Here is an 18,671-nt window from a genome sequence, read left to right as displayed (position 1 = left end):
TGTCCTTAACGGGAGAAGAGGGATTGGTAGTGATCAGCCTTGAAACCCAGAGTCAGTTCGCCGTCACGGTCGAGCAGCGGGCGCTTGATCATGGCCGGATGTTCCAGCAGCAGGGCACGCGCCTTGGTGGTGTCGAGCCCCTGTTTGGCCTCATCCGGCAGGGCGCGGAAGGTGGTGCCGCGGCTGTTGAGCAGGGCTTCCCAGCCGAGTTTTGCCAGCCAGCTGTCCAGATCGTCCGGGTTCAGGCCGTCGGCGCGGTGGTCGTGAAAGCGGTAGTCGATACCGGCCTCATCCAGCCACTTGCGGGCTTTCTTGATGGTGTCGCAGTTCTTGATGCCATAGAGGGTGATGGCCATGGGGAGTCCTTCTCTTGTGTGCGCTGGCCGTGGGCCGCGTCCCGAAAATCCGAATCAACAGAGTGCAAGGGCCCGATTCTGGCATTGTGGCAATCCCATGGCAACGCCGATGGTCCGGCTCGCGGGTTTTACCGGAACTGGTCACACCTGAACGGCGATTTTGAGCACAAGATCAGAAGCGGTGCGGCTGGCGTGCCCGATGGGGCGGTTATTGCGGGAGAAGAGCCGCGTTTGCAGGAGAAAAAGAGAAAGGGCAAACGCCAGATAGCTAAAACGCGCCAGCGGGCGCGTTTTGGTCGGCATCATCAAGCACCTCAATTAGTGCAGGGTGGTCCACTCATGGTCAAAGACCCGGGCCCGTTCCCAGGGTGCATCAGGCAGGCTGGAAGAGAGGCCAGTGTATTTGCCCACGTCGTCCACCACGATGGCGGAGAGGATCGGCAGGTTGTTTTCGGTGCAGTACATGCGGATGCGTTGCAGCAGGGTGCGCAGTTCATCCTGGCACTGCTCCAGCCCGGCCTGTTTGGCCAGTTTGGAGTAACGAATGGTAGTGCGTTCCTTTGCAGACTCGACGAGGATGTCCCACAGCTTGTAGTCGCAGGTCGAAGCACCTGCGGTGGCTTGGCTTGTCATAACTCTCTCCGGCGCGAAATGGTCGCTATATGTCGAAGCGCATCTTCGCCAGTTCGGCGCCGTCATATGTTGATCCAACGCAAAAAAGAGGGGAGTCGCGTCACACAATTCCCGGATATGGGGTGATAAAGGTTTTACGGCAGTTGAAATAACGAAAAATTGTTACATGGCCGACATATTATGCTAATGAATCACGGTGACGGCACCTTTATTGATAGGGATCAAAGGCAAACAGTGGTCAGATCACTAGATTTCGCTCTTCGATAAATTTATCAGGAGTGAATATTGGAACTTTTATTCGTCTTGCTCGTTCTGGTCGCCGTGGTCTACGGCATTATCAAGGATTACAACCCGCAGGCGGTGCTGGCGCTGGCGGGCATGGCCATTTTTGCGGTGGCCTACTGGCTGGGGCTGCACCCCATTCTCCCCGCTGACAAGAGCACCGGTTTCGCCCTGTTCGACCTGTTCGAAGTGTTCAAGGGAATCTTCTCCTACCGCGCGGCGGGCCTCGGCCTCACCATCATGGCGGTGGCGGGTTTTGCCACCTACATGTCCCATATCGGTGCCTCCCAGGCGCTGGTGCGGGTGGCGGTCAAACCGGTGGCAGGCATCCAGTCCAGCTACCTGATGCTCTCCATCTGCTATCTGGTGGCGGTATTCGTCTCCCTGTTCGTCACCTCCGCTACCGGCCTTGGCCTGCTGTTGATGGTCACCATGTATCCGGTGATGCGCAACCTCGGCATCAGCCCGGCCTCCGCCTGTGGCGTCATCGCCACCTCACAGGCGTTTGAAATTGGCCCGACCCAGACCAACGCCATCTTCTCCGCCGGTCAATCCGGCATGGATCCGACCAGCTATTTTGTCGACTACCAGATCTGGCTGGTGGCCCCCATGCTGCTGGTGACCATGGTGCTGCACTTCTTCTGGCAGCGTCACTGCGATCGCAAGGATGGCTGGGATCCGGCGCTCCATCGCGGCGATCACGCCGAGCTGGACGAACAGGGCACCGAGAGCGTGCAGGCGCCCACCTGGTATGCCCTGCTGCCGATCATCCCCTTCGTGCTGATGATGACCTTCTCCAAGCTGCTGGTGAGCGACATCAAGATGAGCGTGGAGGTGGCCATGCTGCTGTCGGTCTTTATCGGCATGCTGTGCGAGCTGCTGCGTAGTCGCTCGGTGCGTACCGCTTTTGCCGGGCTGTCGAGCTTCCTCGATGGTATGGGCAAGGTGTTTGGCCCCGTGGTGGCGCTCATCGTCTGTGCCGAGCTGTTTGCTGAATCCCTCAAGGCCATCGGTGCCATCGACACCCTGCTGCACTCTGCCAGCAATGCCGGTATCGGCAGCGGTCTGATGACCCTGGTGATGGTGGCGCTGATCATGGTAGCGGCGGTCATCATGGGCTCCGGCAACGCGGCGTTCCTCAGCTTCTCGACCCTGGCACCGGCGGTTGCGGCCAAGTTTGGCGTACCTGCGGTGACCATGCTGCTGCCGATGCAGCTTGCTTCCAGTATCGGCCGCACCGTCTCTCCCATCGCAGCGGTACTGATCGCCTGTGCGGGGATTGCCAAGGTATCGCCCTTTACCGTGGTCAAACGCACCAGCGTGCCGATGGCGGGGGCGCTGCTGACGGCGCTGACCCTCAACTATCTGCTGTTCATGTAGTGATGTGGGTTATGTAGTGGTGTTTGGAATTTACCGGTCGGGCGGGTGGCATGGCTGCCCGCCTTTTTCTCACTGTGTCGCATTGTTGCAATAGACGATCGGCCATCAACGCTGATTGTTGCATGGAGAAGATAATGACAGTTGTAAAGAGCCCGTTTTCCCTCGATAGCTATCTGGCCGATCTGGCCCCGCTCATCAACCTCGATTGCGGTACTCGCACCCCGGCCGGGGTAGCGAAAGTGGCCGACATCATGACCGAGAAATATGAAGCCATCGGCTGGCAGGTGACCCGCCACCAGTTCGCTGCCGAGTGCGGCCCCTGCCTCGAGGCAACCAATGCGCCGGGTGCCGATCACTACGATGTGATGCTGTGCGGCCACATGGATACCGTCTTCCCCGAGGGGACGGCGGCCAAGCGCCCGCTGAAAATCGAAGGCAATCAAGCCTTTGGTCCCGGTGTGTCGGACATGAAGAGCGGCCTGCTCTCTATCTGGTATGCCCTCAAAGAGATGGATCCGGCATTGCTTGCCAAGCTCAAGGTGCTGGTCTGCTACAACTGCGACGAAGAGATTGGCTCCCCTTGGTCGAAAGATTGGCTGGTGGAGAAGGCCAAACAGAGCGGCTGCGTGCTGGTGGCCGAGGCAGCCCGTCCCAACGGGGATCTCATCAGCGCCCGCAAGGGCAATGCCAAGTACCGCATCACCTTCCACGGCAAGGCCTCCCACGCCGGTTCGGCCCTGACCGAAGGTGTCTCTGCCATCACCGAGCTGGCGCATTGGGTGCTGGCCATCAACGAGCAGGTCAACATGACCACGGGCACCACCATGAACGTCGGCGTGGTACAGGGCGGCACCGGCGTCAACGTGGTGCCGGACTTTGCCGAGGCGATCGTGGATTTGCGCTTCTGGAGCAACGAAGAGGCCGCTGCGGTACACGACCGGCTCACCTTTATGGCCAACAACCCCTTCCTCGCGGGCTGTCGGGTCGAGGTGGATCGCCAGACCTTCAAGCCGGCGATGCGACCGAGTGGTGACACCGAGGCGCTGATGGCGCTGGTGGAGGCGGCAGCCAAAGAGGAAGGTATCCCCTTCAACTGGCTGGAAGCCGGTGGCGGCTCGGATGCCAACTTCACCGCCGCCGCGGGTGTGCCGTCGCTGGATGGCTTCGGTCCCATGGGGGGCGGCTTCCACTCGGAGGCGGAATTCCTGATGCTGGAGAGCATCGAGCCGCGCATCCGCCTGCTGCAGCGGGTGCTGGGCAAGCTGGCGAAATAAGCCGGTTTATCCCTTGTTCGGGTCGCCATGGCCTGCTCAAAACTGGTTCGCTCAAACTCAAACGGGAGGCTGTTGCCTCCCGTTTTTTTATCTCGATTTTTCGCGCGCTGAGTGAGCGGGCCAGATGGCTTGCGGCAGTTACCCCTTCGGCTCGGCCAGATAGGCCAGATGCTCCTGTCGCGCCACCAGCCAGCCATCGAGGCACAGCGGGGCGGCAAAGCCCGGGCCGTCAGTCACCATGGTGTGGTACTCCCCTTGCTCGCCGCAGGCATCGAAGCCCTCGCGCTCGGCCAGTTGCTGTAACTCGGCGAGGGTGGCGGCATCAAGGGTGCGTCCAGTCCACTCGGGAGCCAGCACCCGGGTATCGACGCAGGAGAGGTGGGCGACGATGCCACGCGCCAGCATATCCGCCAGCAAGGCTTGACGAGATTGCTGCCAGAGCGGGGTATGGACGGTGAGGCCCAGCGGCTGGCAGCGTTCGCGGATCCAGTTAGGCGCACCGCCCACGCTGTCGATATCGCCGGTAACTACGCCATCGAGTTGCCACTCCTCCTTGAGCCGTGCCAGTTCCCGCTCATAACCGAGATCGAACGGCGCTTCTATGGTGACCAGCAGATGGGGCAGCTCGAGGGCTTCCGCCTGAAGACGCACCAGCGGCAAAGGATGAGCGAGAAATCGGGGCTCTGGCGGCGCAAAGGTGGCCAGTGCCACCACCTGATGGCCCGCTTGGCGGGCATGACAGAGGGCCAGCATGGCATCTTTGCCACCGCTCCAGAGCAGGATGACGCGAGACATGGATGAGATTCCGGTGGTGAACGAGGGGGCATGCTACCCAGCGGCGGGGGCAGAGGTAAAGGTATTGTGTCCGGAAATGGCGGCGGGAAAATGGTTGGGGTCACAGAGCGGGAAAAAAGCAGGCCCCCGAAGCGGGGGCCTGTCTGGCAATGTGTTAAACGCGACTGCGATTAGAGCAGGATGCTGGTGAGGATAAAGCCCAGCGAGCAGGAGGTCACCACCCCGATCAGCCCCGGAATGATGAAGCTGTGGTTGATGATGAACTTGCCGATGCGGGTGGTGCCGGAGCGGTCGAAACCGATACAGGCCAGATCGCTCGGGTAGGTCGGCAGCACGAAGTAGCCGTAGCTCGCCGGCAGGAAGGCGATCAGCAGCTTGGGTTCGACACCCAGCGCCAGACCCATGGGGGCGATGGCGGTGAGGGCGGCGGCCTGGCTGTTTACCAGCTTGGAGATGAGGAACAGCACCAGGGCGTAGGTCCAGGGCTGGGCTTGTACCACATGGGCCAGGGTCTCTTTGAGCAGGGGCATATGAGCCTGGAAGAAGGTCTCACTCATCCATGCCACCCCGAATACGGAGAAGATGGCGACCATGCCTGCCTTGAAGACGGCACCATTGGCGATCTCGCCCGGCTTGACCTTGCAGCGCATCAGGATGATGGCACCGGCGATCAGCATCATCATCTGGATCACCAGGTTCATGGAGAGCGGGCCAGTTTTGTCCTTGATGGTGAACACCGGACGCAGACCTTCGTTGGCACCGAGCAATACCACGGCAGCGATGGCGGCGAAGAAGATCCAGGTAGACCAGTAGGCCTCTTTCGGGAACTTGGTGTTGAGCAGGGTTTCACCACCGCCGTAGATGAAGGCACGCTGCTCCGGGTCTTTGATCTTGGCCTGGAACTCTTCGTCCTTGTCCAGATCCTTGCCGCGACGCAGGCTCCACAGGGCCGCCACGATGACACCGGTCAGGGAGGAGGGGATGGCGATCATCAGGATGTCGAGCAGGCCGTAAGCCTGACCGATACCGTGACCGGCCGCCAGAATGGAGACCATGGAGACCACAGCAACGGAGACCGGGGAGGCGCAGATGGCCATCTGGGAGGCAACGGAGGCGACAGCCATCGGGCGCTCGGGACGGATGTTCTTTTGCAGCGCGATGTCAGCGATGATGGGGAACATGGTGTAGACCACGTGGCCGGTACCGCACAGGAAGGTGAGGGTCCAGGTGGTGAGCGGCGCCAGGATAGTGATGTATTGCGGGTGACGGCGCAGCAGACGCTCGGCCACTTGCATCATCAGGTTAAGGCCACCGGCAGTCTGCAGGGTGGCGGCACAGCCGATCACCGCCAGAATGGTCAGCATTACCTGAACAGGCGGTTCGCCCGGCACTAGGCCGAAGACGAAGGTCAGCAGGAAGAGACCGATACCACTGATGAGACCGAGTCCCATGCCCCCAAAGCGGGTACCCAGCAGCAAGCAGCCGAGTACCACTAAAAATTCCATCAAGATCATTCCGTTACCTCGTGTGATTCAACCCATATTGCCGCGGGTAGCCTGAACCATGAATTGTCATTGTCTGTTTTATTTAGCCCGAAAGGGTTAGTTGCTATTCTGCTCCCCTGAAAAAGTGAAAAAATTGAGTTACTTCAATAACTCGATGAATTTTTGATTAAACCACTTAAAAACCACGTACTAACAAAAACATCATTTTTGTCACCAAGTGGTATCACTCGGGGCCAGCCCATCAGAGTGCAACCAGAGGCGTTGTGATGGGGAATGCGTTGGTAAGGAAGTTGTGGAAAAAGGCCCGGGTCAGGGGAGAAGAGGCTGTAAAAACACGGGTTAAAGATATCTTTTTTGACAAATGGGGTGTTCTGCGACTCTGCTCATCGGGGGGGCGGGTGCTGATAGCAGATAGCGACGCTGATACTGTTCGCTCAGCTGCTTGATATCGAGTCTGGCTAGCGCATTGTTCACTCGCTGTTGCAGTTGCTGTTGATCGGGACGGAACATGATGTGCAGGCTCTTGTACCCGAGGATCTTCGGGTTGAACTGCAGCTGTTCGGGGTGGAGTTTGTCATCGTGATAGGTGAGCCAGTAGAAAACATCCCGGTCGATCACGGCCAGATCGAGCCGGTCGCGCTGCAATTTTCGCAGGTTGAGGTGATCGTCGTCCACGGCAAAGGTGTTGAGGCGCTTGCTGGCCATCAGGGCATCAAATTCACGGGTATTGATATAACCTGCGACGACCCCAATCCGGTAGGAAGCGAGATCTTCGAGTCGCTGCCAGTGGATAGGGGGGCCGGCTTGCTGCGCCATGCCCAGCACACTACTGCCCACGCTGGTGGAAATATGCCACCGTTTATCCAGATCATCGGCGAAGTATTTGGGGAAGTAGCCGCTGTAGTGCTGGGCGGGATCGGATGCCAGCAACATGGCTCGATGCCAGGGGTAGAAGTCAAACTGAACCTCCAGCCCCGCTTCGGCAAATGCACGCTTGACGATATGGCCGGTAAGGCCACCATCAGGGAGATGCTGGCTGGTATAGGGGGGCCACTCCAGGGTGGTCAGGTGCACGGGTTCTGCCCGCAATTGCAGGGGGAGCCAGAGCAGCAAGAGTGTCAGAAGCCGACGATATCCCATGAACGACCCATTCCTTGTGTCGATTGGTTCTGAGTATTACCCATAACGGGGGTAATAAAAAAGCCGACCCTGAGGACGGCTTTTGCAATGTAGTGGCAATATGCCGCTGATCAGAACTCGGCGGTACGCGGAGTTCGCGGGAACGGGATCACGTCGCGGACGTTGCCCATACCGGTCACGTAAACCACCAGACGCTCGAAGCCCAGACCGAAGCCGGAGTGCGGGACTGTGCCGTAGCGGCGCAGATCGCGATACCACCAGTAATCTTCCTGCTTCAGGCCCATCTCGGCCAGGCGGGCATCCAGTACCTCCAGACGCTCTTCACGCTGGGAGCCACCGATGATCTCGCCGATGCCCGGTGCCAGTACGTCCATCGCGGCAACGGTCTTGCCGTCGTCGTTGAGGCGCATGTAGAAGGCCTTGATATCTTTCGGATAGTTCTTCACCACCACCGGAGACTTGAAGTGCTCCTCGGCCAGATAGCGTTCGTGCTCGGAGGAGAGATCGATGCCCCAGGAGACCGGGAACTCGAACTTCTTGCCGCAGTTTTTCAGCACTTCGATGGCATCTGTGTAATCAATCTGGGCGAAGTCGGAGGCGACGAAACGCTCCAGACGGCCGATGGCATCCTTGTCTACGTGCTGGGCAAAGAACTCCAGATCGTCGCGACGTTCGGTCAGGACGGCGTTGAAGACATACTTCAGCATGGCTTCGGCCAGGGCGGCGTTATCTTCCAGATTGTTGAAGGCCACTTCCGGCTCAACCATCCAGAACTCGGCCAGGTGACGGCTGGTGTTGGAGTTTTCAGCGCGGAAGGTCGGCCCGAAGGTATAGACCTTGGAGAGGGCGCAGGCATAGGTTTCGGCGTTCAGCTGGCCGGATACGGTCAGGAAGGCCTCTTTGCCGAAGAAATCTTCGTTGTAGTCCACCTTGCCGGCGTCGGTACGCGGCAGGTTTTCCAGATCCAGGGTAGAGACACGGAACATCTCGCCGGCCCCTTCGGTATCAGAGGCGGTGATGAGCGGGGTCGCAACCCAGACAAAGCCCTCTTCGTGGAAGAAGCGGTGGATAGCTTGCGCCAGGCAGTGGCGAACCCGGGTCACGGCACCCACGATGTTGGTGCGCGGGCGCAGGTGAGCCTGTTCACGCAGGTACTCGATGCTGTGGCGCTTGGCGGCCATCGGGTAGGTATCGGGATCTTCGACCCAGCCGACGACCTTCACATCGGTGGCCTGCAGTTCGAAAGCCTGGCCGCTGCCCTGGGATTCGGCGATGATGCCAGTCACTTCCACGGAGCAGGCGGTGGTCAGACGCAGCACTTCATTCTCGTAATTGGCCAGGGTATTGGGGACGACGGCCTGTACCGGATGGAAACAGGAGCCATCGGAAATGGCCAAAAATGAGATCCCCGCCTTGGAATCACGGCGAGTCCGGATCCACCCTCGTACAGTCAGGGTGGTGCCAACCGCATATTTACCGGTCAGCACATCAACTACGGATGCGTGCGTCATCGAAATATTGTCTCCAGCTTGTTCTTGCAGCGCTATTTGCAACACTAGGGAGTCTGGCCCGGGCACAGATGGCCCACCATGGCAGACTAAGCCGTCAATCTTACCCGCGCGGGTTTGATAAACAAGCAAAAATGTCGGACTCTGGTGGGGTTTTCAGCATGGTTCACCCAAGCAGGGTTCCCTCGGGACAGGAGATGCGAGTGAAAGAGCGGCGACAAGGGCCGGATTGGCTGACACGACTGTTGCGAGCAATGGTGCTGATCTGCTGGTGCGGTTTTATCGTGCTGCTTGCGCTCTATCACTATGCTAGGCCGGAGATTGCATATGGTTTTCTGGTTTACGGCGGCATCAAGGTACGCGATTACTGGGATCCCGCACTCACTCCCTGGTTGGTGCATGGCCTGTGGGGTTGCAGCTTGCTGACCCTGGCTGTACTGCTGCTGGAGCGGCGGCGCAGTCGGCGCAGGGATGATGCCTATCACGTCAATCTGGCGATCCTGCTGCTGATCCTTATTGCTTGTCTGCTGTTCTATTACACCGGTTAGCCGATGCCGGGCGGTGTGGTCCGCTATTCGCCAGGGCGAGCTCCCGGCTTGCCGCCGAGCGGTCGCTTGCCGAGCTGGCGCTCCACACTGTCGAGCATCTGGTTGTAGGCCACCGCCACCCGGCCAATCTCGTCGCCGTCATCCCCCTCCAGCCGGTGGCCGAAGTCGTGCAAGTCGGTGGCCTCTTCCATGGAGCGGGTCAACTGGTTGAGGGGGCGCACGATCCAGGTGCGGATGACCCAGAGGGTCAGCAGCAGTCCCATCCCGAAGATGCCGGTGAGGATCAGCGCCGAGGTGAGGATATTCTGCTCGACCCGGGTAAACAGCGAATCGAGGGAGTAGTCAAAGCGCACCGCACCGAGCACAGTGTTCTCCGGCACCAGATGACAGCTGGTGCAGTCGGTGCCGCGAAAATCCTTCTTGGCTAGTAGCGGTCGGGTCACTACCAGACGGCTGTGCATGCCGTTGTGCACCACCTCCAGACTCCCTTTGCCCGCCAGAGCCAGCTCATCAAACTCATCTTTTACCTGCTCTGTCTCCCGTCCAGGCCCGAACTGTTTGCTCACCGCGTCGCCACGGACGATGCGGGCATCCTCCACATGGGCGTGGTCGAGAAACTTGCCGCGCAGGGTATCGCGGGCATCCATCTTGCCGGTCAGCATCAGCATGTTGAGGCCGTCGAAATAGGCTTCGGTCTGCTCGCGGCTCTGCTCCTTGATGAGGGTCAGGATGAGATCGCGCTCGCGCACCGCCTGATAGGCTGCGGAGAAGACCAGTACCATGGAGAAGATGAAGAGCAGGAAAAAGTTGATTTTGGCAGCAATGGAGAGGCGCATGAGCAGTCTTTCTTGATGGTAAAACCGCAGCAGTTTACCCCTCTTGGGGCCTCAGGTCTGGTGTTTTGCTCACATTACGGCAAGTGAAAGCGCACTGAAGTGGATAAAGTTGCCCTCTTTATATATCAAATGCGGGTAGTCAAACGGGCGGCTGCGATGGCCGCCCGCTGCATGCATTAAAACTCGCCCTCGGTGATGGCCTGACGGATGGCGCCGGTCAATACCCGCAACTCTTCAGGGGTGATGACGAAGGGGGGCATCAGGTAGACCAGCTTGCCAAAGGGGCGGATCCAGGCGCCCAGTTCGACAAACTTGCGCTGGATGCGCGCTACATCCACCCGCTCTTTCATCTCCACCACCCCGATGGCGCCGAGCACCCGCACATCCGCGACCGCCGGGTGCAGGGTCAGCTCTACCAGTTCGGTACGCAGCTGATGCTCGATGGCGCGCACCCGCTCCTGCCAAGGTGAGGCCAGCAGCAACTCGATGGAGGCGTTGGCCACCGCGCAGGCGAGCGGGTTGCCCATAAAAGTGGGGCCGTGCATAAAGACCCCCGCCTTGCCGTCACAGATGGTATGGGCGACATGCTCGGTGGTCAGGGTCGCCGAGAGGGTGAGGTAGCCGCCGGTGAGCGCCTTGCCCAGACACATGATGTCGGGGCAGATCCCCGCCCAGTCGCATGCAAACAGCTGGCCGGTGCGGCCAAAGCCGGTGGCAATCTCGTCAGCAATCAGCAGCACGCCGAATTCGTCGCACAGGGCGCGTACCCACTGCAGGTAGCGGGGGTGATAGAAGCGCATGCCGCCAGCGCCCTGCACTATGGGCTCAAGCACGATGGCGGCGATTTCTTCGTGATGATCCGCCATGAGCGTCGCCAGCTCCACCACGCACTGCTCGTCCCACTCGGCGTGGAAGCGGCAGCTGGGTGCTTCGACAAAATAGTGTTCCGGCAGGAATCCTTTGTAGAGCTCGTGCATGCCGCCATCGGGATCGCAGACGCTCATGGCGCCAAAGGTGTCGCCGTGATAGCCGCTGCGCAGGGCGACAAATTTGGCTCTGGGCGTCCCCTTGGCGTGCCAGTATTGCTGCGCCATCTTGAGCGCCACTTCCACTGCCACCGAGCCGGAATCGGCCAGAAAGACCCGATCAAGCCCCTTTGGAGTGATCTCCACCAGCTTGCGGCAGAGCTCGACCGCCGGAGCGTGGGTGAGGCCGCCAAACATCACGTGGGACATCTTGCCGAGCTGGGCGGTGGCGGCGGCGTCCAACTCCGGCACCTGATAGCCGTGCACGCAAGCCCACCAAGAGCTCATGCCATCCACCAGTTCACGGCCGTCGCTGAGGGTGATCTTCACCCCTTTGGCGCTGACCACTTCATAGCAGGGCAGGGGGTGAGTGAGGGAGGTATAGGGGTGCCAGATGTGGTGCAGGTCGAATTCTTGATTGGTCATTTGTTGTTCTGTTGTCAATTTGTTTGATCTGGTCGGTGTTGACAGTCTACGCGTGCTCTCTACACTAGCCAACAATTTCAGCCACTTGGCACTGCGCATAACCCTGAGCGCGCAGGCCCGGCGGCGGGTTTTGTGGCCGTCCATCCCAAGATGGCGGGCGCAGGATCCCACTAATAACAACCGGAAGCCATGTATGAATGCTCTCACCGCGGGCGGTCACGCCCTTCGTCATGACTGGACTCTCGCCGAGGTTCAGGCCCTGTTTGCCCTGCCATTCAACGATCTGCTGTTTCAGGCCCAGACCGTCCACCGCGCCCACTTTGACCCGAACGAAGTGCAGGTGAGCACTTTGCTCTCCATCAAGACCGGCGCCTGCCCGGAAGATTGCAAATACTGCCCCCAGAGCGCCCGTTACCACACCGGTCTTGAGGCCGAGCGGCTGATGGAGGTGGAGAAGGTGCTGGAGCGGGCCCGCGAAGCCAAGGCCAACGGCTCGTCACGCTTTTGCATGGGGGCCGCCTGGCGCAACCCCAAAGAGAAGGACATGCCCTACATCATCCGGATGATCGAGGAGGTGCGCGGGCTGGGGATGGAGACCTGCATGACGCTCGGGATGCTCACCGCCGATCAGGCGGCGCGTCTGGGGGCCGCGGGGCTCGATTACTACAACCACAACCTCGATACCTCGCCCGAGTTTTACGGCGAGATCATCTCTACCCGCACCTATCAGGATCGACTCGATACCCTGGAGCATGTGCGCGGTGCCGGGATGAAGGTGTGCTCCGGCGGTATCGTCGGCATGGGCGAGCAGGCCAAAGACCGTGCGGGCCTCTTGATGGCGCTCGCCAACCTGCCGCGGCACCCGGAGAGTGTGCCCATCAACATGCTGGTCAAGGTGAAGGGAACGCCGCTGGAGGATCAGGAGAACCTCGATCCGTTCGAATTTATCCGCACCATCGCCGTGGCACGGATCATGATGCCCGCCTCCCATGTGCGCCTCTCAGCCGGGCGGGAGAAGATGAATGAGCAGATGCAGGCCATGTGTTTTATGGCCGGGGCCAACTCCATTTTCTATGGCTGCAAGTTGCTGACCACCCCCAACCCGGACGAAAACAGCGATATGCAGCTGTTCAAGCGGCTCGGCATTCGCCCTGCCCAGCGGGCCCAGAAGCCGGATCAGGTTCAAGAAGAGGAACTGCTGGCCGAGGTGAGTCGCCAGAGCGAGCCTGCCGAGATGTTTTATGACGCCACCCGCCCCCGTGCAGGGGCTGCGCGGTCATGAACGGCCCTGCAGTAACGGGCCCCTTTGTGCTGGGCACGGCTCTGGTCGAGCGCGAGCAGGCCGGCCTGCTCCGCAACCGCATCGCGACCGACGGGGCGAGTGGCGGGCGGCTCAGGGTTGCGGGGCGCGACTACCTCAACTTTTCCGCCAACGACTATCTGGGACTGGCGGATCACGGCGCCATCAAGGCCGCCTTCAACGCGGGGATTGAACGTTATGGCACGGGCTCCGGCGCCTCGCCGCTGGTGACCGGTTACAGTCATGCCCACCAAGAGCTTGAGAAGACCCTGGCCGAGTGGCTCGGGGTGGAGGCGGTGCTGCTCTTCAACTGCGGTTTTTCCGCCAATCAGGCGGTGCTCAAAGCCCTGCTCGGCAAGGATCATCTGCTGTGGCAGGACAAACTCAACCACGCCTCCCTGCAGGAGATGGGCAGCCAGCTCCCCTGCAAGATGAAGCGCTTTGCCCACAACGACATGGCGGCCCTTGAACGGCAGCTTGAGCCAAATCGCGGACTGATTGTCTCGGAAGGGGTGTTCAGCATGGACGGGGATCAGGGCCCTTGGCGCGAGCTCGCAACCCTCGCCGCCCAAAGCGGCAACTGGTTGATGATCGACGATGCCCATGGTCTTGGTGTGCTGGGATCCGAGGGGCGCGGCACCCTGGCGGCACAAGGGGTTCAACCTGCCAGCGTACACATCCAGATGGGCACTTTTGGCAAGTCGCTTGGCGTCGCCGGTGCCTTTGTCGGCGGCAGTCGCGAGCTGGTGGAGTATCTGGTCAACTTTGCCCGCCACTATGTCTACAGCACCCATATGCCCGCCGCGCAGGCTTGCGCGGTCAGCAAGAGCATCGAACTGGTGCGCGCGGCTGATGAGTCCCGCGCCCATCTTGGCCAGCTGATCGCTCGCTTCCGGCAAGGGGCAGAGGCGTTGGGTTGGCAGCTTGGCGCGAGCGATACCCCGATCCAGCCGCTGCTGGTGGGGGAGAGCAGCACCGCTCTGCAACTGGCTGAACGGCTGCGGGAGCGCGGCGTCTGGGTGAGCGCCATCCGCCCGCCCACTGTGCCGGTCGGTACGGCCCGGCTGCGCATCACCCTGAGTGCGGCTCACCGCGAGCAGGATGTGGATCGCCTGCTCGATGCCTTGGGGGTCAGCCCTGCAGTTACAACGCTTGGGGAGGCTCACTATGGCTGAGCGTTTTCAAACGGTCGACAAGGCGCAGCTTGCTCGCCGTTTCGGCGCCGCCGCTCGTCATTACGATGCCCACGCCCGCTTTCAGCAGGAGGTGGGTCAGGCGCTGCTGGAATGGATGCCAGACAGGCTGGTTGGCACTGATCTGACGGTGAGCGGGCTGGATCTGGGCTGCGGCACCGGCTTTTTCTTGCCCCAACTGGCGAACCGTTGTCACCAGCTGGTGGGGCTTGATCTCGCCCCCGGCATGCTGGCGCAGGCCGCCTTGCGTGGCAGCGGTGCTCGCCTGCTCTGCGGCGATGCGGAGCTGCTTCCTTTCGCCGATAACTCGTTCGACTGGGTTTTCTCCAGTCTGGCGTTGCAGTGGTGCGAGCGTCCGGCCCAGGCTTTTGGCGAGCTGCTTCGGGTGGTCAAACCGGGCGGCCAGATCTTTTTCTCGACCCTGCTCGATGAGTCGCTCTGGCAGTTGCGAGCCGCCTGGCAGCAGCTTGATGGTCGCGCCCATGTCAATCGCTTCCTCAGCCTGCCACAATTGGAGCAGGCGCTGGCTAGCGCCGGGGTATCTGCTCCCGAGCTGCGTTGTATCACCTGGGATCTCGCCTATCTTGAATTGCCGCAGTTGTTGCGCGATCTCAAGGGGATTGGGGCCAATCAGATCAACGACAATCAAGGGGGCGCCGCCCCAGCCGGTCTGAGCGGTCGCGCCAGATTGCAGCAGCTGGCTCAGGCATATGAAGCATTTCGCCAGCCCGATGGCAGGTTGGTCGCCAGTTATCGGGTGTGTCTCGGTCGCCTCAGCAAGCCTCGCTGAGCGCCGGGAATTGCAGTGTGTGCAGGGCAGTGAGCCACTCCCTGCCAAGGAGAGAACCATATGAAATCATTCTTTATCACCGGCACAGATACCGATGCGGGCAAGACGCTGGTGGCACGCACTCTGCTGCGCGAATTCAGCGCACAGGGGATCCGCTGTGCCGGCTACAAGCCTATCTCGGCAGGGTGTGCCCGAACACCCGATGGATTGCGCAACCTCGACGCTGTTCTGTTGCAGGAGGCGGCGAGTGTTCAGCTGCCTTATGAGGTGGTCAATCCCTTTGCCTATGAGCCGCCGATTGCGCCCCATATCGCTGCCAGCGAGGCGCGCCAGCCCATTACCATGCAGGGGCTGAGCGAGGGGCTGCGCAAGATTGAACAGGCAGGGGCCGAGCTTGCAGTAGTGGAAGGGGCGGGGGGCTGGTATCTGCCGCTGGATCGCAAGCATCTGCTGTCGGATTGGGTGAAGCAGGAGAACATGCCGGTGATTTTGGTGGTGGGGGCCAAACTGGGCTGTCTCAACCATGCACTGCTCACCTTTGCTGCCATTCGCAACGATCGGTTGCCAGTGGCGGGATGGGTTATTAATCGCCTTCACAGTGCCATGAGCCACTATCAGGAAAATCTGGACACCCTGAGGGGGATGTTACCGGCCCCGTTTCTGGGGGAAATCCCCTTTATAAACAATCCATTTGAGGCTGATTTGCAGGGGCGGCTTGATATCTCTCCGCTCTTGTGACGTCACATTCAGCGAACATTCATCGAGTCTCCCTAAAATTCATCCATAACATGGAGATAGGGAGGTCGAGTGATCTATCTCCGTGTCTTTAATTCTCACAAGGAGTCTATATGAAGCGAATTATGCTATTCCTGGTGACCAACCTGGCCGTCATGCTGGTGCTGGGGGTGGTACTCAATATCCTGTTCTCGGTTCTGGGGATCAACAAGTCCAGCATTTCCGGGCTGTTGATGTTCTGTGCCGTGTTCGGTTTTGGGGGTTCCTTTATCTCCTTGCTGATGTCCAAGTGGATGGCCAAGCGCAGCTATGGCGTCCAGGTCATCGAGCAACCTCGTAACGAGACCGAGCACTGGCTGGTGAGCACTGTTGCCCGTCAGGCCCGCGAAGCGGGTATCAAGATGCCGGAAGTGGGGATCTACGACTCTCCCGAGATGAACGCCTTTGCGACCGGCGCCCGCCGAGATGATTCGCTGGTGGCGGTCTCCTCCGGCCTGCTCTACAGCATGAGCCGTGACGAGGCGGAAGCGGTACTGGCCCACGAGGTGAGCCACGTTGCCAACGGCGACATGGTGACCCTGACCCTGATCCAGGGGGTGGTGAACACCTTCGTGATGTTCTTCGCCCGCATCGTGGCTGGCGTCATCAGCAACTTCTTCAGTTCCAACAACGAGGAAGAGAGCAGCAGCACCGGTGGTTTTGCCTACATGATCACCGTGTTTGTGCTGGAGATGTTGTTCGGCATTCTGGCCTCCATCATCGTCATGTGGTTCAGCCGTCAGCGCGAGTTCCGTGCCGATGCCGGTGCCGCCAAGCTGGCCGGTCGCGACAAGATGATTGCCGCCCTTGAGCGCCTCTCCCGCGGTGCCGAGCCGCAGCTGGAAGGCTCCATGATGGCCTTTGGCATCAACGGCAAGCGCTCCATGAGCGAACTGTTCATGAGCCACCCGCCCATCGAGCAGCGTATCGCCGCCCTGCGTGGTTGATAGATACTGAATGACAGGGGATAACCCCGAATAAAAAACGGCTGCCTTGGGGCAGCCGTTTTGTTTTGCAGCCTTCTTTAAAGCTTGAAGTGCCCCATCTCCTGGCGCAGCACCCGTGACAGCTGCTTGAGCTTGGCTGCCTCTTGGGACACGTGGCGGGCTGCGTCCCCCGATTGTTCCGAGAGGGAGGTGATGTTGCCGACGGTAGAGACCACCTCGTTGGCGGCGGTGGACTGCTCGCGCAGGGTGTGGCTGATCTCTCCCATCAGACCGGTGAGATTGGAGGCGTGGCTCTGGATGCTGGCGATTGCCTGCCCGGTCTGGTTGGCCAGTGTGACCCCGCGGGAGACGTTGTTGACCGTGTTCTCCATGCTGCGGATAGAGGCATCCGCCCCGCTCTGGATCTTGCTGATCATCCCGGTGATCTGCTGGGTCGAGGCCGCCGAGCGGCTGGCCAGATTGCGTACTTCGTCGGCAACCACCGCAAAGCCACGTCCCTGCTCACCGGCCCGCGCCGCCTCGATAGCCGCGTTGAGGGCCAGCAGGTTGGTCTGATCGGCGATGCCGCGGATCACGCCGATGATCTCCGAGATCTGCTGGGTATGGCTGTTGAGTTCTGCGATGGTGCTGGCTGCATCCCCCACAGTGGTGGAGATATTCTCGATGCTGCCAAGCGTCTCCTTGATGACCCCGGAGCCCTCCTCCAGCGTGTCGGCTGAGACCTTGCTGAGCTCGTCTGCATGGCTGGCATTGTCGGAGAGGTGGCTGATGCTCACCACCAGCTCTTCGATGGCGGCGGCCATGGTCTGGGTACTGGTTTGCTGATCGGTGGCGAACTGGGCGGTCTGCTCCGCTATCTGGGCGATGCTGTCGGCCGAATTGGACAACTCCTCGGTGGAGTGGGATACCTTGCCGATGATCCCCTTGAGGGTGCTCTGTGTGGTGCCAAGCAGGCCGATCAGACTCTCTTTCGAGCCTTGGGGCACCTTGATGGGGCGGGAGAAATCCCCTTCCGCCAGCAGATGGAGATCGGTCTTGAGCTGTTCGACCGAGGTGCCCACCAGATCGAGCAGGGAGCGATATGTGCGCCAGAGGAAGAACATCAATACCAGACCGAGGGCGATAAAGAGATAGCGCAGCATGTCGGTATTGGTGGTGGCACTCTCGACCGCCTCCTGGTTGCGCCCCTCCATCATCACGTAGAAATCGTCGATGGGTGACATGATGCGACCCTTGTTCTGGTGATAGGCCTTGTCATGCATCATGGCGATGGCCTTCTGCTGGTTGGCGGCCAGATCACCGTCCGTCTGCTGCACCAGTTTGAAGGCAGCCACCTCGGTGTTGACCAGTGCATCCGAGTTGTTCTTGGCCTCGTTGAGCTTGGCGAGTTCAGCATCGGTGAAACCGGCATCCTTCATCAGATCGATCAGGCCGCGGCGAACATTGCTGTCGGGGCGAGGATTCTGGCCGTTGGCCGCGACAAAATCCCAATAGATACGGTTGTAGCCATCCGGTCTCGGCTGTTCGCCGTTGCGAATGGCCAGGATCCGCATGTACTGCTGCTCGTAGGCTGGATCCTTGGTGATGACGTAGGTGCGACCGAGTCGGGTCAGGTCATCGGAGGATTGGCGCAGCTCGTCGGCCAGCAGGTAGGAGAGATATTGTTGTCGATAACTCTCTTCCAGTTGTTTACCCGCCCAGCTGTAGGCGAAAAACACCAGTGACAGCAGGATCAGGGTGATGACGGAGAGCAAGAGGTTGAGTTGAAAGGCGGGTTTGTTCTGTTCCATGGTTTGAGCGTCCTTATTCTCACCGGGTAACCCCCTTGGTCAGACGGCAAAGGCCGCTACGTCGGAGGGGTTTTGTTGTTATTGCTGTGAGTATAGAAGTCATCGTCGGCATGGTTGCGCAGGCGGGGCGATAAAGAGACGAGAATGGAGGAACCGCGGGTCGACAGGG

18 protein-coding genes are annotated in these 18,671 nt (G+C 60.2%); 8 read left to right on the top strand and 10 right to left on the bottom strand.

The window, feature by feature from the left end; all coding sequences use genetic code 11:
- Positions 1 to 5: 5 nt before the first annotated feature.
- The 3 genes from G5195_RS00965 to G5195_RS00955 form a co-directional block, all read right to left on the bottom strand.
- Complete coding sequence (locus G5195_RS00965; RefSeq protein ID WP_005350451.1) at positions 6 to 356, bottom strand: ArsC family reductase; 351 nt, start codon at positions 354 to 356, stop codon at positions 6 to 8.
- A 141-nt stretch (positions 357 to 497) separates the two neighbouring features.
- A complete protein-coding gene (locus tag G5195_RS00960; protein ID WP_376896128.1) occupies positions 498 to 662 on the bottom strand; it encodes a hypothetical protein in 165 nt (54 codons plus the stop codon).
- Positions 663 to 674: 12 nt separating this feature from the next.
- Complete coding sequence (locus G5195_RS00955) at positions 675 to 989, bottom strand: hypothetical protein (protein ID WP_005337929.1); 315 nt, start codon at positions 987 to 989, stop codon at positions 675 to 677.
- Between the two features lie 285 nt (positions 990 to 1,274).
- Here G5195_RS00955 and dcuC point away from each other — a divergent pair, with 285 nt between their 5' ends.
- Both dcuC and G5195_RS00945 read left to right on the top strand, forming a co-directional pair.
- Positions 1,275 to 2,651: a C4-dicarboxylate transporter DcuC gene (dcuC, locus tag G5195_RS00950; protein ID WP_128836092.1), complete on the top strand. Its 1,377-nt coding sequence runs from the start codon at positions 1,275 to 1,277 to the stop codon at positions 2,649 to 2,651.
- A gap of 134 nt (positions 2,652 to 2,785) precedes the next feature.
- Positions 2,786 to 3,925, top strand: coding sequence for a M20 family metallopeptidase (locus G5195_RS00945; RefSeq protein WP_421221442.1), 1,140 nt, complete (start codon positions 2,786 to 2,788; stop codon positions 3,923 to 3,925).
- A 138-nt stretch (positions 3,926 to 4,063) separates the two neighbouring features.
- Here G5195_RS00945 and G5195_RS00940 read toward each other — a convergent pair whose 3' ends face one another.
- From G5195_RS00940 to asnS, 4 genes are all read right to left on the bottom strand, one after another.
- Positions 4,064 to 4,720: a hypothetical protein gene (locus tag G5195_RS00940; protein WP_421221443.1), complete on the bottom strand. Its 657-nt coding sequence runs from the start codon at positions 4,718 to 4,720 to the stop codon at positions 4,064 to 4,066.
- 170 nt (positions 4,721 to 4,890) lie between these two features.
- Positions 4,891 to 6,234, bottom strand: coding sequence for an anaerobic C4-dicarboxylate transporter (locus tag G5195_RS00935; protein WP_005337916.1), 1,344 nt, complete (start codon positions 6,232 to 6,234; stop codon positions 4,891 to 4,893).
- Between the two features lie 330 nt (positions 6,235 to 6,564).
- Complete coding sequence (locus G5195_RS00930) at positions 6,565 to 7,365, bottom strand: substrate-binding periplasmic protein (protein WP_421221444.1); 801 nt, start codon at positions 7,363 to 7,365, stop codon at positions 6,565 to 6,567.
- 110 nt (positions 7,366 to 7,475) lie between these two features.
- Positions 7,476 to 8,876 (bottom strand): asparagine--tRNA ligase, encoded by a 1,401-nt coding sequence (gene asnS / locus G5195_RS00925; protein ID WP_216979129.1) that lies wholly within the window; start codon positions 8,874 to 8,876, stop codon positions 7,476 to 7,478.
- A gap of 194 nt (positions 8,877 to 9,070) precedes the next feature.
- Here asnS and G5195_RS00920 point away from each other — a divergent pair, with 194 nt between their 5' ends.
- Entirely contained in the window at positions 9,071 to 9,421 is a 351-nt protein-coding gene (locus G5195_RS00920) for a hypothetical protein (RefSeq protein WP_216979128.1), read from the top strand.
- A 23-nt stretch (positions 9,422 to 9,444) separates the two neighbouring features.
- Here G5195_RS00920 and G5195_RS00915 read toward each other — a convergent pair whose 3' ends face one another.
- Entirely contained in the window at positions 9,445 to 10,257 is an 813-nt protein-coding gene (locus G5195_RS00915) for a HAMP domain-containing protein (RefSeq protein WP_216979127.1), read from the bottom strand.
- A gap of 176 nt (positions 10,258 to 10,433) precedes the next feature.
- The gene (gene bioA, locus G5195_RS00910; RefSeq protein WP_216979126.1) at positions 10,434 to 11,708 is read right to left on the bottom strand and encodes an adenosylmethionine--8-amino-7-oxononanoate transaminase; all 1,275 of its coding nucleotides are present in this window, start codon (positions 11,706 to 11,708) and stop codon (positions 10,434 to 10,436) included.
- A 193-nt stretch (positions 11,709 to 11,901) separates the two neighbouring features.
- Between bioA and bioB the strand changes: the two genes are divergently transcribed.
- From bioB to htpX, 5 genes are all read left to right on the top strand, one after another.
- Positions 11,902 to 12,990, top strand: a complete 1,089-nt coding sequence (bioB, locus tag G5195_RS00905) for a biotin synthase BioB (protein ID WP_005350480.1) — start codon at positions 11,902 to 11,904, stop codon at positions 12,988 to 12,990.
- The gene (gene bioF / locus G5195_RS00900; protein WP_421235730.1) at positions 12,987 to 14,183 is read left to right on the top strand and encodes an 8-amino-7-oxononanoate synthase; all 1,197 of its coding nucleotides are present in this window, start codon (positions 12,987 to 12,989) and stop codon (positions 14,181 to 14,183) included. The genes bioB and bioF overlap by 4 nt, the downstream gene beginning before the upstream one ends.
- On the top strand, positions 14,176 to 14,991 hold the full coding sequence (gene bioC, locus G5195_RS00895; RefSeq protein WP_421235729.1) for a malonyl-ACP O-methyltransferase BioC: 816 nt from the start codon (positions 14,176 to 14,178) through the stop codon (positions 14,989 to 14,991). The genes bioF and bioC overlap by 8 nt, the downstream gene beginning before the upstream one ends.
- Before the next feature lie 60 nt (positions 14,992 to 15,051).
- Complete coding sequence (bioD, locus tag G5195_RS00890) at positions 15,052 to 15,729, top strand: dethiobiotin synthase (protein ID WP_227340888.1); 678 nt, start codon at positions 15,052 to 15,054, stop codon at positions 15,727 to 15,729.
- A 110-nt stretch (positions 15,730 to 15,839) separates the two neighbouring features.
- Complete coding sequence (gene htpX / locus G5195_RS00885) at positions 15,840 to 16,712, top strand: protease HtpX (RefSeq protein ID WP_069527876.1); 873 nt, start codon at positions 15,840 to 15,842, stop codon at positions 16,710 to 16,712.
- Between the two features lie 77 nt (positions 16,713 to 16,789).
- On the opposite strand, the gene G5195_RS00880 is transcribed toward htpX, so the two are convergent.
- Complete coding sequence (locus G5195_RS00880; protein ID WP_421171973.1) at positions 16,790 to 18,502, bottom strand: methyl-accepting chemotaxis protein; 1,713 nt, start codon at positions 18,500 to 18,502, stop codon at positions 16,790 to 16,792.
- Between the last annotated feature and the right edge of the window lie 169 nt (positions 18,503 to 18,671).

It is taken from the genome of Aeromonas sp. 601039 (assembly GCF_049174415.1).
GTDB lineage: Bacteria > Pseudomonadota > Gammaproteobacteria > Enterobacterales > Aeromonadaceae > Aeromonas > Aeromonas veronii_A.
The sequence above is the reverse complement of the archived record's forward strand: the minus strand, read 5'-3'. Positions and strand labels throughout refer to the sequence as shown.